This window comes from Allomuricauda sp. CAU 1633 (assembly GCF_017313225.1).
In the GTDB taxonomy this organism is placed as follows: Bacteria; Bacteroidota; Bacteroidia; order Flavobacteriales; family Flavobacteriaceae; genus Flagellimonas.
In genome coordinates this window covers 136,441-150,022 of record NZ_JAFLNE010000006.1, presented here as the reverse complement: position 1 = coordinate 150,022, position 13,582 = coordinate 136,441, and the positions used below count along the sequence as shown (strand labels likewise).

At 41.7% G+C, this 13,582-nt stretch carries 12 protein-coding genes; 5 read left to right on the top strand and 7 right to left on the bottom strand.

The features are described 5' to 3' along the window. Genes J0X14_RS15790 through J0X14_RS15770 form a run of 5 tightly spaced genes read left to right on the top strand, consistent with a single transcriptional unit; the run spans window position 1 to window position 7,865 of the window. Entirely contained in the window at window positions 1–1,383 is a 1,383-nt protein-coding gene (locus J0X14_RS15790) for a glucoamylase family protein (RefSeq protein WP_207098777.1), read from the top strand. A 1-nt stretch (window position 1,384) separates the two neighbouring features. Beyond that, complete coding sequence (locus J0X14_RS15785; protein ID WP_207098776.1) at window positions 1,385–2,173, top strand: prolyl oligopeptidase family serine peptidase; 789 nt, start codon at window positions 1,385–1,387, stop codon at window positions 2,171–2,173. Window positions 2,174–2,176: 3 nt separating this feature from the next. Next, window positions 2,177–3,949 (top strand): discoidin domain-containing protein, encoded by a 1,773-nt coding sequence (locus tag J0X14_RS15780; RefSeq protein WP_207098775.1) that lies wholly within the window; start codon window positions 2,177–2,179, stop codon window positions 3,947–3,949. Window positions 3,950–3,963: 14 nt separating this feature from the next. Beyond that, entirely contained in the window at window positions 3,964–6,231 is a 2,268-nt protein-coding gene (bglX, locus tag J0X14_RS15775; RefSeq protein ID WP_207098774.1) for a beta-glucosidase BglX, read from the top strand. A gap of 5 nt (window positions 6,232–6,236) precedes the next feature. Further along, complete coding sequence (locus tag J0X14_RS15770; RefSeq protein ID WP_207098773.1) at window positions 6,237–7,865, top strand: sulfatase; 1,629 nt, start codon at window positions 6,237–6,239, stop codon at window positions 7,863–7,865. Window positions 7,866–7,911: 46 nt separating this feature from the next. On the opposite strand, the gene J0X14_RS15765 is transcribed toward J0X14_RS15770, so the two are convergent. The 7 genes from J0X14_RS15765 to J0X14_RS15735 all read right to left on the bottom strand — a co-directional run bounded on the left by J0X14_RS15765 (window position 7,912) and on the right by J0X14_RS15735 (window position 13,562). Beyond that, a complete protein-coding gene (locus J0X14_RS15765; RefSeq protein ID WP_207098772.1) occupies window positions 7,912–8,259 on the bottom strand; it encodes a hypothetical protein in 348 nt (115 codons plus the stop codon). Between the two features lie 59 nt (window positions 8,260–8,318). Then, window positions 8,319–9,047, bottom strand: a complete 729-nt coding sequence (gene ric, locus J0X14_RS15760; protein WP_207098771.1) for an iron-sulfur cluster repair di-iron protein — start codon at window positions 9,045–9,047, stop codon at window positions 8,319–8,321. 53 nt (window positions 9,048–9,100) lie between these two features. Beyond that, on the bottom strand, window positions 9,101–9,535 hold the full coding sequence (locus J0X14_RS15755; RefSeq protein ID WP_207098770.1) for an RrF2 family transcriptional regulator: 435 nt from the start codon (window positions 9,533–9,535) through the stop codon (window positions 9,101–9,103). Between the two features lie 88 nt (window positions 9,536–9,623). Further along, window positions 9,624–10,859: a hypothetical protein gene (locus J0X14_RS15750; protein ID WP_207098769.1), complete on the bottom strand. Its 1,236-nt coding sequence runs from the start codon at window positions 10,857–10,859 to the stop codon at window positions 9,624–9,626. 21 nt (window positions 10,860–10,880) lie between these two features. Further along, on the bottom strand, window positions 10,881–11,663 hold the full coding sequence (locus tag J0X14_RS15745) for an ABC transporter permease (protein ID WP_207098768.1): 783 nt from the start codon (window positions 11,661–11,663) through the stop codon (window positions 10,881–10,883). Next, window positions 11,656–12,366: an ABC transporter ATP-binding protein gene (locus J0X14_RS15740; protein WP_207098767.1), complete on the bottom strand. Its 711-nt coding sequence runs from the start codon at window positions 12,364–12,366 to the stop codon at window positions 11,656–11,658. The genes J0X14_RS15745 and J0X14_RS15740 overlap by 8 nt, the downstream gene beginning before the upstream one ends. Further along, entirely contained in the window at window positions 12,363–13,562 is a 1,200-nt protein-coding gene (locus J0X14_RS15735) for a nitrous oxide reductase family maturation protein NosD (protein WP_207098800.1), read from the bottom strand. The genes J0X14_RS15740 and J0X14_RS15735 overlap by 4 nt, the downstream gene beginning before the upstream one ends. Window positions 13,563–13,582: the final 20 nt, after the last annotated feature.

The following is a 13,582-nucleotide window of genomic DNA, read 5'->3' as shown; positions in this document are numbered from 1 at the left end:
ATGGTAAAAAACATAGTTGTATATTTTTTGCTTTGCACACTTTTCTTGCTTTCATGCTCTGATGATGGTAAAGGACCTACAGGGCTATCAGAATTGCCTACGGATGATGAGGTTCCCGTTGAGGAGGAGGAGGAACAGACCATTACTGATGAAGAACTCATGGACCTGACCCAGGAAGAAACCTTTAAATATTTTTGGGATTATGCCGAAGAAAATTCAGGAGGGGCCAGGGAACGATACCATCCAAATGACCCTGGTCGGGATGCCCAAGTGGTGACCTCAGGCGGTACGGGTTTTGGACTGATGGCCATTTTAGTTGGAATTGAGAGAGGTTTTATCAGTAGGGAACAAGGTATGGAACGATTGACTACGCTTTTGGATTTTCTGGAGAATGCAGACCGGTTTCATGGGGCATGGTCGCACTGGATCAATGGCGCCAATGGGTCTGTGATTCCATTCAGCGCAATGGATAATGGAGGTGATCTGGTCGAGACGGCGTTTTTGGCTCAAGGCCTTATATGTGTAAAAGAATATTTTAAGAGTGGAAGTGCATCAGAACAAACACTGGCACAACAAGCAGATGATCTCTGGAAAGGTGTTGAATGGGACTGGTACACCCAAGGCCAAAACGTGCTGTATTGGCATTGGAGTCCAAACTTTGGATTCGATATCAATTTTCAACTGAGGGGATATAACGAGGTATTAATCACCTACATTATGGCCGCAGCTTCTCCTGATTATGGTATATCAAAGGAAGTTTATACTAGCGGTTGGGCTTCAGATGGTAGTATAGTCTCGGCCAATACCCAATACGGATATCCACTTTTGGTTAAGCATAATGGATCAGAACAGTTTGGTGGCCCTTTGTTTTGGGCACACTATTCCTATTTGGGACTAGATCCAAGAAACCTGTCCGATGATTATGTGGATTATTGGGATGTGAATGTGAATCATTCCAAGATCAACTATGCGTACTGTGTAGACAATCCCAACAATTATTTGGATTATGGTGAAGACTGTTGGGGCTTAACGGCGAGCTACTCTAGAAATAATGATGGCAGTATAGGATATAATGCCCATAGTCCATCAAATGATACCGGGGTTATATCACCTACGGCTGCCATAAGCTCAATTCCGTACACTCCTGACGAATCGTTGGCCGCAATGCATTATTTTTATAAAAATAAAGAGGAATTATTGGGCCCAGCCGGATTTTATGATGCCTTTAGTCCGCAAAATAATTATTGGGTGGCCGAAGCGTACTTGGCCATAGACCAAGGTCCTCAGATTATTATGATTGAAAACTACCGAACTGGGTTGCTTTGGAATCTGTTTATGGCAAACGAAGATGTACAGGCCGGTTTGACCAAACTTGGATTTTGATATGAAAAAACAACTGACCTTCGTTTTAGTATTTCTTGCTTGCTCCTTGGTTTCCGCACAATGGCAATCAAAATATGAAGCAAAAATGCATATTGATGGCAACGATACGCTAAAGTATAGGATAATGTATCCCAAGAATTTTCAGGAAGATGGGAATTATCCAGTTGTGCTTTTTCTACATGGAGCTGGAGAACGAGGAAGCGATAATGAGAAGCAATTGACACATGGCGGTAAGTTGTTTGCCACGGATTATCTGCAAGAGCGATATCCGGCAATCGTTATTTTTCCACAGTGTCCAACCAATAGTTATTGGTCCAATGTGGATGTGAACCGAAGTACCTATCCCATAAAATTGAACTTTAATTACGCAGGAGGTCCTACCAAACCTTTGGAAATGGTGATGGATTTACTTCAAACCACTATTCAGCAACCCTATACTAATGACAATCAAGTGTACCTGATGGGATTGTCCATGGGGGGCATGGGGACTTTTGAATTGTTGAGTAGAAAGCCAGATACGTTTGCAGCTGCAATTCCAATTTGTGGGGGAGGAGCCCCTGATTCCGTATCCGCTTATGCCAAAAAAATACCGCTGTGGGTATTTCATGGTGCACAGGACAATGTGGTGAATCCACTACAATCCATGGAAATGGTATCCGCACTTTTAAGCGCAGGGGCTTACCCAAAGTTTACGGTATACGATTTTGCCAATCATAACAGTTGGGACCCTGCCTTCGCCGAACCTGATTTATTGCCGTGGCTGTTTTCGCATCAAAAAGCAATGCCCTGATCTATGAAACCTTACCAAAAAAATAATTTCATACTCCTTATAGTCCTCTTTTTGTGTTGCTGGGGAAGTACAAATGCCCAACAGAAAACCTATTGCAATCCCATTAACATTGATTATGGATACACTCCCATTCCCAATTTTGCCACCCAAGGCAAGCATAGGGCAACGGCAGATCCAGTAATAGTGACTTTCAAGGGAAACTATTTTTTGTTTTCCACGAATCAATGGGGGTATTGGTGGAGTAATGATATGGTGGATTGGAAGTTTATCCCCCGTAAGTTTTTGCGGGAACGCAACAAGGTCTATGATGAATTGTGTGCTCCTGCTGCCTTTGTCATGAAGGATGAACTGTATCTCATAGGCTCTACGCACGGTCCTGCATTTTCAATGTGGAAGAGTAAAGATCCTACCAGAGATAATTGGGAGATAGCCGTAGATTCGTTAAAAGCGGGTGCATGGGATCCTGGCTTTTTGTATGAAGAGGAAAAAGATAAACTCTACATGTACTGGGGTTCCAGCAATGTTTATCCGCTCTTGGGCACGGAAATCAATACCAAGACCTTGCAATCCGAGGGCTATGTAAAACCCTTGATCAGTCTGGTTCCAGAGGACCATGGTTGGGAGCGCTTCGGGGAACATAATGATAATACATTTTTACAGCCCTTTATGGAAGGGGCGTGGGTCACCAAATACAACAACAAATATTACCTCCAATATGGAGCACCAGGCACAGAGTTCAGCGGGTATGGAGACGGTGTTTATGTCAGTGACAGCCCCTTGGATGGATTTTCATACCAAAAACATAATCCGTTTTCATACAAGCCGGGTGGATTTGCACGCGGGGCAGGTCACGGAGCAACCTATCAAGATGTGTACGGCAATTGGTGGCATGTATCCACCATCATTTTAAATCAGAAAAATAGTTTTGAGCGCAGGATTGGGATTTGGCCAGCAGGTTTTGATCAAGACGATATACTATATTCCAATACGGCTTACGGGGATTACCCTACCTATCTGCCCAAAGAAAATGCCAATCACATCAAAGGACTTTTTGCGGGTTGGATGCTGTTGAATTATAACAAACCCGTTCAGGTTTCCTCTACGCTTGGAGGGTATAAACCCAATTTTGCCGTGGATGAGGATATGCGTACCTATTGGAGTGCCAAAACAGGTGACAAAGGGGAATGGTTCCAAACCGATTTGGGAGAAGTTTCCACCATAAATGCCATTCAGATTAATTATGCCGACCAAGATGCCGAGTTTCTGGGGAAATCGTCAGGAGTGTATCACCAATACAAAATTTATGGCTCAAATGATGGTAAAAAGTGGACTGTTTTGGTGGACAAAAGTACTAACAAAACCGATGTGCCCCATGACTATATTGAATTGGAAAAACCGGCAAACGCACGATTTTTAAAACTGGAAAACATCAAAATGCCGACAGGAAAATTTGCCTTGAGCGGTTTTCGGGTGTTTGGCAAGGGAAGAGGGGAAAAACCCAATCCAGTGGAGGACTTTATCGTTTTGCGTAATAACCCCGACAAGTTTGGGGAACGACGAAACTCCTGGATCAAATGGAAGGCCAATGATCTCGCCGATGGCTATGTCATTTATTTTGGGAAATCTGAGGACAAGCTTTACGGAAGCATTATGGTGTATGGCGTCAATGAGTATTACTTTTCAGGAATGGACCGCACGGACACCTACTATTTTCAGATTGAAGCATTCAATACCAATGGTATTTCGGAGCGGACAGCCATTGTAAAATCAGAATAAACAAATATCTGATTATGAACATTAAAAATATTTTTTACAGCATTATAGCTTTTTCCTTTTTTGTGGCGAATGCCCAGCAGAGCATTCCCAAAGTTGAGGAATTACTTGATAAAATGACCTTGGAAGAAAAAATAGGTCAGTTGAATTTGTTGACCCCGGGTGGGGGAGTGGCCACAGGATCTGTGGTCAGTGAAAATGTAGAAGTCAAGATTAAGGCTGGACAGGTTGGTGGTCTCTTTGGTGTGACTGGACCAGACAAAGTTAGAGTGGCTCAAGAAATGGCTGTAGAGCAAAGCCGTTTGGGTATTCCTTTGTTGATTGGTTCCGATGTTATCCATGGCTACAAGACCACCTATCCAATCCCACTGGGATTGTCTTCGAGTTGGGACATGGATTTGGTAAAGCAAGCCGCTCAAATGGCTGCAAAAGAAGCCACTGCAGATGGAATTAATTGGAATTTTTCCCCAATGGTGGATATTTCCCGAGACCCTCGTTGGGGGCGTATCTCTGAGGGAGCGGGAGAAGATCCGTATCTGGGTTCCAAAATAGCAGAGGCCATGGTAAAAGGATATCAAGGCGATGATTTAGCTGCTTCTCATACCATGTTGGCCTGTGTAAAACACTTTGCATTGTACGGAGCGGCAGAAGCAGGTCGTGATTATCACTCAGTGGATATGAGTAAGATTAAAATGTTCAACCAATATATGCAACCATATAAAGCAGCCATTGATGCAGGTGCTGCCAGTGTGATGGCTTCCTTTAACGATGTGGATGGCGTACCGGCAACGGGGAACAAATGGTTGCTTACGGATTTGCTCCGCACGCAATGGGGTTTTGATGGTTTTGTGGTTTCGGATTATACATCCCTCAATGAAATGATCGCCCACGGGCTGGGAGACCTTCAAGCGGTATCGGCATTAGCACTAAAAGCTGGTTTGGATATGGATATGGTGGGTGAAGGTTTTTTGACCACCTTAAAAAAGTCATTGGATGACGGCAAAATCACTGAAGCGGAAATCACCAATGCTTGTCGACATGTCTTGGAAGCCAAATATATCTCCGGATTGTTTGATGATCCTTATAGGTATTTGGATTCCGAACGTCCAGAAAAGGATATTTTGACCGAAGAGAATAGGGCATTGTCACGCAAATTGGCTGCTCACTCCTTTGTGCTGCTCAAAAATCATAACACCATACTTCCCTTGAAAAAGCAGGGAAAGATTGCTTTGATTGGTCCCTTGGCCGATAGCAGGAAAAATATGTTGGGAACTTGGGCACCCACGGGTGATTTTAACTTGGCAGTGACCGTCAAAGAAGGTTTCAAAAATGTAGCGCCTAATGCTTCCATTCAATATGCGAAAGGAGCCAACATTTCAGATGATGCCGAATTTGCCAAGCGTGTGAACGTATTTGGTCCTCGAATTGAAATTGATGAACGTTCTCCAGCGGTTATGCTGAAAGAAGCCGTGGAATTGGCCAAGACTTCGGATGTAGTGGTCGCTGTGGTTGGTGAGGCCACCGAAATGAGTGGGGAAGCTGCAAGTAGAACTGATATTTCCATTCCCGAGAGTCAAAAGAAATTGATTAGGGCATTGGTGGATACGGGAAAACCGGTTGCCCTGGTATTGATGAGCGGCAGGCCATTGACCATCCCCGAGGAATTTGACATGCCGGTATCCATTCTGCAGGTATGGCATCCCGGAGTTGAAGCGGGTAATGCCATTGCCGATGTTGTGTTTGGAGATTACAATCCCTCAGGAAAACTAACCGCTACATGGCCAAGAAATGTTGGGCAAATACCTATTTACCATAGTGCTAAAGTTACGGGTAGGCCAGCTCCTGGGAACGGCGATTTTCAAAAGTTTAGATCTAATTATTTGGATGCACCCAACACCCCTTTATTTCCTTTTGGTTATGGGTTGAGTTATACCACCTTTGACTATTCCAATCTTAGATTGGATAAGAAATCTATTGGTCAAGGGGAGGCTGTTTCTGCCACTGTTACTATTACCAATACGGGTGATTATGATGGGGAAGAAGTGGTGCAATTGTATTTGAGGGATGTGGTCAGAAGTATCACACCGCCAAAACGTCAATTAAAAGGTTTTCAAAAAATCATGTTTAAGAAAGGGGAGCGTAAAGAAGTGACCATTACCTTATCTCCAGACGATTTAAAATTCTACAATGCCCAGCTGGAATTTGTTTCAGAACCAGGGGAGTTTGAAATTTTTGTTGGAACCAATTCCGATGCTGATCTATCAGAAACATTTACCCTAAAATAAATATCATGCGCATAGGATTAACACTTCTTGGATTATTTCTTATTGTTTCGTGCAAACAGGAAGAGAAGCCCAAGGAAAAAGTTGCCCAAAGTCCTCCGAACATCATTTTTATTATGTCGGACGACCATGCTTTTCAGGCTATTAGTGCTTACGGCCATGAATTGAGCCAATTGGCACCCACACCAAATATTGACCGAATTGCTCAAAATGGAGCCATTTTTCAGAACAACTTTTGCACGAATTCCATTTGCGGCCCCAGCAGAGCGGTCATCCTTACAGGAAAACACAGTCACATTAATGGATTTCGGATGAACGGGGAACGGTTTGATAATAGTCAACCGACCTTGCCAAAACATTTAAAAAAGTTGGGTTACGAAACCGCCATTGTCGGTAAATGGCATTTGCACGGAGAACCTACTGGGTTCGATTATTGGGACATTCTGAACGATCAAGGAAACTATTACAATCCCGAATTTATCCAAGGAGAGGATACCACTGTGGTGGAAGGGTATGCCACAGACTTGATTACGGACAAGAGTTTGAAATGGTTAAAACAAAGGGATAGTGACCAAAAACCTTTTTATATGATGGTACATCATAAAGCTCCCCATCGAAATTGGATGCCCGCATTGCGTCATTTGAATATTTATGATTCCATTACTTTTCCTTTACCAGACACTTATTTTCCAGAATTTGAGAACCAGAGGGCTTCCGTGGAACAACAGCAGACCATTTATAAGGATATGTATGAAGGCCACGACCTGAAAATGAGTGACGGTTACGGAAGCACAGATTTGGCGCACAATCCGTGGACCACGGATTTTGATCGCATGACCCCTGAACAACGAAAAATTTGGGATGAGGCCTATTTACCAAAGAACAATGCCTTTTACGAAGCCAATTTACATGGAGAAGAATTAGCGAAATGGAAAGGACAGCGGTATTTGCATGAATATTTGGCTACAGTAAAGGCTGTGGATGAGAGCGTGGGTAAAATTTTGGACTATTTGGAGGAAACGGGACTGGATGAAAACACTTTGGTGGTGTATACTTCTGACCAAGGATTTTATTTAGGAGAACATGGTTGGTTCGATAAGCGTTTTATGTACGAGGAATCTATGAAAATGCCGCTTTTGATGCAGTTGCCTGGTGTAATTGAGCCCAATACCACTATTGACGCCATGGTCCAAAATTTGGATTTTGCCCCCACCTTTCTGGATTTGGCTGGAGGACAAGAGTATGCTGTTGATATGCAGGGAGCATCCTTCAAAGGACTTTTAGATGGCACACAGGAAGATTTCAAAGACGCGGTCTATTATCACTATTACGATTTTCCGGCCTTCCACATGGTCAAAAGGCAATATGGTGTTAGAACAGATAGATATAAACTCATCCATTTTTATGATGATATAGATGAATGGGAATTCTACGACCTTCAAAAGGATCCACAAGAAATTCACAATGATATTAATGATGAGCGATATGAAGACATCATAGCCTCAATGCACAAAAAATTGGATAGTTTACAGTCTTATTACAAAGTCACTGAAAAGGAGTTTGAGACCACCCCTAAAGAAAAGGTGGACCAAACCTATGATTCCTTTAAAAAATTACGGGGAACACCAATTCGGTAAAGGTTCTGGTACTATGGTTCAGACAGAGTGAACCATTCCGTTAAAATTAAATAAGATGGGCCAAAATGACCAAAGTGCTGAAAAGAACACTTAGAATCAGAATGTTAAAAGTGGTTGCAGGTTTTAATTGAGCCAGTACAGCTCCATTAAAAGCCATGCAGAAGATGGTGACAAAAAAGAGCAATGTCATCTTTAGAGCCATATCCATCGTTCCCATTAATAGAACCATGGCTGCAGCAGAACCCAGGCAGCTCTGCCCAATTATGGCTATAGTTGAATAACCGAGTCGATTTTTTTTAAATTCAAAGAACAACCATTTGTATAAGTTTTTTAATGCACTTGATTTGTGTTCCGTTCTAGAATGGGTCATTGGGATTGTTGTTGAATGTTTCATGGTACGCTGTTTTTTATGATACTTGTTGTATTTCTTAATAGGTCTTGGGCATATAAATTTTAGTTGTTCAACAGTCTTTTTTCCAGGATTTCAGCTTTTGGGAATAGAATATTGTTCTCTAGGTGGATGTGCCTATGAAGGTCTTCCTCAAATTCCTGAAGGAGTGAAAAAGCAACCCGATAGGTATTACAGGCGTCTGCGGGTGGCGTATAATCGCTGCTCAAAGCAGCAATTTTACGGAACCGTTCCCCCTCATTATCGTGCTCTTCCATCATCGTTTGGATGGGATTTTTAATAGTGCCGAATTGGGGGCGACCCAAAGCTTTTTTATCCTGTGTTGAACCGACCATTTTACGGATCATGGGGAAGAGCACAAGCTCCTCCTTTTTCATATGCTTGGCCAATTCCCCAGCAGAAGCACTGAAATGTTCAAGAATCTCAAACAATTCAGGGTGTTTGTTGCCATGTACCTTGCATAACTTGTTGAGGTATTGTTTTAAGATGGGGATTTGTTGTTCTACATAACGATGGTGTTTTTTTTCGATATAATCGATTAATAGATCCAAGGGCCAGTTCTTAAAATCCGATTCATCCTCTGTTTTGTTGTGCTGCACTGCATCAAGTTCTTGTAGCAGTATTTCCAAATCAAGTCCTTTTTTCTCGGCAACTTCAAGGAGCGTGCGATTGCCTTTACAGCAAAAATCTATTTTATGTGCTTTAAAGACTTGAGCGGTTCGGTAGTCTTCTGCTACCATTTGCCCAATTGTTTTTTCCATGGTATCGTTCATGATTGCTAATTTTATAATTCGGACAAAAATGTCCTTTATTGATTTAAATTTTTTTACCGTTTCAAATAGGTCAAACCTACCTCCAAGCCAGTAGCAAGCTCAAATAAGCTTGTATTTTGTAACATTGTTCTTAGATCAGTTCTTATATCGACAAACTTGTCGTGAAGGGGACAGGGTTTATCCGCATTGCATTCCCTGAGTCCCAATCCACAACCCACGTAAATGTTATCTCCATCTATGGCTTTTACGATTTTGCTCAATTTTACAGCATCCATGTCCTCCCGTTCAATTTCAAAGCCCCCTGTAGGTCCTTTTACCGAATTTATTATATCATTTTTTGAAAGCTGTTGTAATATTTTTGCTGTGAAAGCAATAGGGGAGTCTATCTCTTCGGCAATTTCAATAACGCTCACACGTCTTCCTTCCAAAGATTGCAGTGCAACATAGACTGCTGCTCGAATACCGTATTCACAGGCTTTTGAAAACATTATAAAAATTTAATTACAGTACAAAGGTAGTATTAAAAAATTAAATAGGATAAAAATGTCCTTTATTATTTTCTGAATAAATCAAAGATTACTCTCCTATTGAGTTAAAACGTTTATGTTTTTTGTATTTGCTCAAGTTTTGCATCAACAAGAGGAGTAGGCTAAAAAGAATCAAAAGGGAACAAATGGCCAATAATGACGTATGCCCACTAAAAATGGCCCATTGTTGCCAAGCCGCCAAGCCTTTGTAAAAAATTAGGCATTCGGTAAGCATGAAACCCAAAAAATACAGTAGGTAGGATTTCTTCGATATCTGAAGTAAACCAAAGTAGTCCATAAAAAAGAAAAGCCCAAAGCTAATGACCCCCAAGAAAGTTAAATGCAGATAGCCGATTGTTAAGTCAAGATACGTGCTGGCCATTTGAGCAAAATAGGGTAGCGCTGAGATGAGTTGTAACAGTATTTTTATGCTGGTAAGGACAATAACTGTCCAGAGCAATAAATTTTGAATTTTTGAAAACTCCAATTTGGCAACCTTCTTCTTGATGAATATCCACAAGGCTACCAAGGCATAAATTTGAGTAATGGCTCCAAATCCTCCGAGAAGGTACAATTCTGTGGGTGGTTCCGTCCACAGTGTTGAAAGAAAAAAGGTAAGGACAATGCCTATATTGATGGCTGTAAAAAAGCGGTCGAACTTTCTTTTGGGAATTGAAAAATTTAGTTGTTCCAAAACATACAGAAACAGTCCAAGCAAGGCCAATAGCATCCAACCGTTATACTGAAAATGTAAATAAAAGTAGATGGACAAACGGTACCAAATGGATTGGGCTCCCAAAGTACTCATAATAACTCCCAACGCCCAAGGCCCCAAACTGGAGATTACCATATATACAAGTGCAGCTTTTATGCACTTTAGACTTTGGCTCTGTTTTAACTTTGAGTCGATGTTGTTCCAAAAATGGTACACGTAAACATAGGATGCAACCAAAAACAAGGTGGAAAATATTATCGAAAACAGTGCATATCCTTGAAACGGGAACGTGAGCAACATTCCCACCAAAGTTCCTTGTGTACCCCAAAAGATGAACCTGTATTTTTTGTTAGATGCCTTCTTGTCCACAAAGCAATAATGGAGCAGTGTAGTTAAAGCCACATACACCCAACCCAAAAGGGCGATATGCGAATGGGCGTGGACTATATACCTATAATTGAAATTAAAGCCGAAAATGGGGTAGAAGCGGAGCAACAGGCCCAATACAGCGGCAATGACAAAATACATTACCGCAATGCTAAGGTGTTGTGGGTGTTGACTTCCTTTCATACTAACTGTGCGATCCCCATTTTAGAAATCTTTTCTTTTTGCTTTGTACTGCAATCCAAGAATGGGCAAAATCGTCCAAAGTAATAGAATGGTCAAGGAAATAACAAAGCCTAAATCCGTACCAAAGAACTTTTTGAAAATGGCACCGGTATATCCCAATAAGGCAGAAATATCCAATTTGAGTAGAATCAGAATGCGGGAAAGGTCAATTGGGTTTAATGCAGTGGCCACCAAGGAAAAGGTATCCAGTGGATACTCCTCAAACATAATCAGGGACATCAAGAACAATCCATCATAAACTACCGCCAAGAAGAGCCATAACAAAACGGCATAGCCGAAACCCTTGATCTTATTTTCGTTGGATATGGCAATAACGAAGGACAGTCCCACAAAAATAAAAGTCAAGAAAGCCCCGGTGACCAAGAGCAGGGTAAAATCAAAAATGGCATTGCTCCGTAACAGCCCGTATAACACAAATGGAATTCCTAGTCCCAATACCAAACTTAACGTCAAGGAACCTGACACACCAAAATATTGACCCAAGAAAATGGAACTGCGTTTAATGGGTTGTGCCAATAACAGCTCGGTAAATTCCCGGGAATTGTAGTAGTACATCACGCCAAATATGGTCCCAATCAGTGGAACCAGCACAATGATGACGTTCATTAAGGTGATTACAGCCTTGGAGACATCGTTGTTTAGGAACAACAAAACAAATCCTAGGGCGAGGTAAAACAAAAAATAAACGTAGCTCCAGCGGCTGCGTATCAGGTCGTAAAAACTGTATTTCAATATTTTAAGCATGACTACCCGTTGTTATGGCCGCAATGGCGTGTTCAAAATTGGTCTGCTCGGTCTGTTCCAATAATTTGGCGATACTGCCCTTGAAATAAATTTCCCCTTCCAGAAGATATACAATTTCATCGGCTGTTTCTTCCACAAACTGCATAATGTGTGAGGTGATTAAAATGGTCTTCCCCTGTGCTTTTTCTTTTTGAATTAGTTCTTTTAAACGAATTAATGCTTTGGGGTCCAAGCCTGTTGTGGGCTCATCAAGAATAATCAGTGGGCTGTCGAACATAAAGGTCAATACAATGTTCACTTTTTGTTTGGTGCCCCCCGAAAGGGTAGACAATTTTTTCTTCAGAAAGGGTTCCAGTCCGAATAATTTGATCAGTTCTTCCTCTTCGCTGGGACTGTTCCTGAGGTCTTTGATCATGTGAATCAATTCCTTGACTTTTATGTTGGGAGGAAAATTGGCGATTTGGGGGAGGTAATCGATTTTTTTGCGGTATTTCCACCCTTTTTTTATGGGTTCCTCCAAAACCGAAATCTGTCCCTTATTTGGAATCACCATGCCCAGAATACTCTTGATCAAGGTGGTCTTGCCCGAGCCATTAGGACCAAGGATAGCATAGATACGACCCTCATCAATGGTTAGGTCTACCCCTTTCAACACTTGGTTTTTTCCAAATTTTTTATGAAGATTGTTTATTTCGATGGTCATGGTCGTATTTTCATTAAGGGTTGGGCATCTTTTAAATTGTCAGGTGTGAATACAGGTGAGACTCGTTCAGAGAAGTCAATAATATCCATGAACAGACTGCGCAATAGGACAATTGTTTCTGGAGTACGATTCACTACGTAGGAAAATAGTTTTACGGGTCTGTAGGGTACATCGCCAAAGCCGTCTTTGTCCAAATCATAACCCGTATAACTGCTCCAGAAGTTTCCTTCAAACACATTGTCGTTCAATTTGCTGTTATAGGAGATGTCAAAAGAATTGTACAAGAAATTGTTGCCTTTAAAACTGTTGGTGTAACAAGCTCCAACCACTCGTATAGCCCAACCATTGCCAATAAAATCATTATTGGTGTAATTGATCCGGTTAGATCCTTCTATATTAATGCCGATGGTGTTTTCCTCAAATGTATTCCCAACAATCTCGGCATCGTTGATTTCTTTGAGAAGCATGCCATAGGCCGCAGTGCCCCAATTCTTGCGGAATGTGTTGTTTTTCATGGTGATGAACTTGGAAAACATGACCGCAACCCCGGCCCCGTTATTTTCAAAGGTGTTATTGGAATAGACATCATTGTTTGAAAACATAAAGTGGAGCCCATATCGAAGATTGTCCATACTTACATTATCGGTAATGGTAATTCGGTCAGAGAACTCCAAGTAGATGCCGTCCCGGGTGCCTTGCACATGGTTTTTGCGCACTTCCACATCCGAAGAATACCAAAGTTGGATGCCATTGCCCGAATTGTATTCGTCCACGGCATCACCAATAATTCTATTGTGGTACACTTTGCCATGGGATGATTTTTCCAAATAAATGCCGAAGAACAATTGTTCCAGCACCATATTTTGGATACTGAAATTTTTGCTCTGTACTATTCGTATGGCCGCATTGTCTTTGGTATAGCTTACCCCTACATTGATGACGAACAGCCCATCCAAGGTAACATTATCTGATGTGACCCTGAAGATTTCCCCTTTCTTTTCACCATCCACAATGGGATAACCGATGCCCTTGATGACCAAAGGTTTTTCCACCAGTATTTCAAATTCTTTGTAGGTGCCTTTTTCAATCAAAAGGGTGTCGTGGGGAGCGGCGCGATCAATAGTTTTCTTTATGGAAGTGTTTTCGCAGGTACCACAAACGGTCCAAGTGTTTGCTGAACCTATTTGAAAGCCCATCAAAAAAGCGAACCCTAGTA

Excerpts from the sequence above, each read along its gene's own strand:
- J0X14_RS15790 (WP_207098777.1), top strand. The coding sequence starts at position 1 with ATGGTAAAAAACATAGTTGTATATTTTTTGCTTTGCACACTTTTCTTG.
- J0X14_RS15785 (WP_207098776.1), top strand. The coding sequence starts at position 1,385 with ATGAAAAAACAACTGACCTTCGTTTTAGTATTTCTTGCTTGCTCCTTG.
- J0X14_RS15780 (WP_207098775.1), top strand. The coding sequence starts at position 2,177 with ATGAAACCTTACCAAAAAAATAATTTCATACTCCTTATAGTCCTCTTT.
- bglX (WP_207098774.1), top strand. The coding sequence starts at position 3,964 with ATGAACATTAAAAATATTTTTTACAGCATTATAGCTTTTTCCTTTTTT.
- J0X14_RS15770 (WP_207098773.1), top strand. The coding sequence starts at position 6,237 with ATGCGCATAGGATTAACACTTCTTGGATTATTTCTTATTGTTTCGTGC.
- J0X14_RS15765 (WP_207098772.1), bottom strand. The coding sequence starts at position 8,259 with ATGAAACATTCAACAACAATCCCAATGACCCATTCTAGAACGGAACAC.
- ric (WP_207098771.1), bottom strand. The coding sequence starts at position 9,047 with ATGAACGATACCATGGAAAAAACAATTGGGCAAATGGTAGCAGAAGAC.
- J0X14_RS15755 (WP_207098770.1), bottom strand. The coding sequence starts at position 9,535 with ATGTTTTCAAAAGCCTGTGAATACGGTATTCGAGCAGCAGTCTATGTT.
- J0X14_RS15750 (WP_207098769.1), bottom strand. The coding sequence starts at position 10,859 with ATGAAAGGAAGTCAACACCCACAACACCTTAGCATTGCGGTAATGTAT.
- J0X14_RS15745 (WP_207098768.1), bottom strand. The coding sequence starts at position 11,663 with ATGCTTAAAATATTGAAATACAGTTTTTACGACCTGATACGCAGCCGC.
- J0X14_RS15740 (WP_207098767.1), bottom strand. The coding sequence starts at position 12,366 with ATGACCATCGAAATAAACAATCTTCATAAAAAATTTGGAAAAAACCAA.
- J0X14_RS15735 (WP_207098800.1), bottom strand. The coding sequence starts at position 13,562 with ATGGGCTTTCAAATAGGTTCAGCAAACACTTGGACCGTTTGTGGTACC.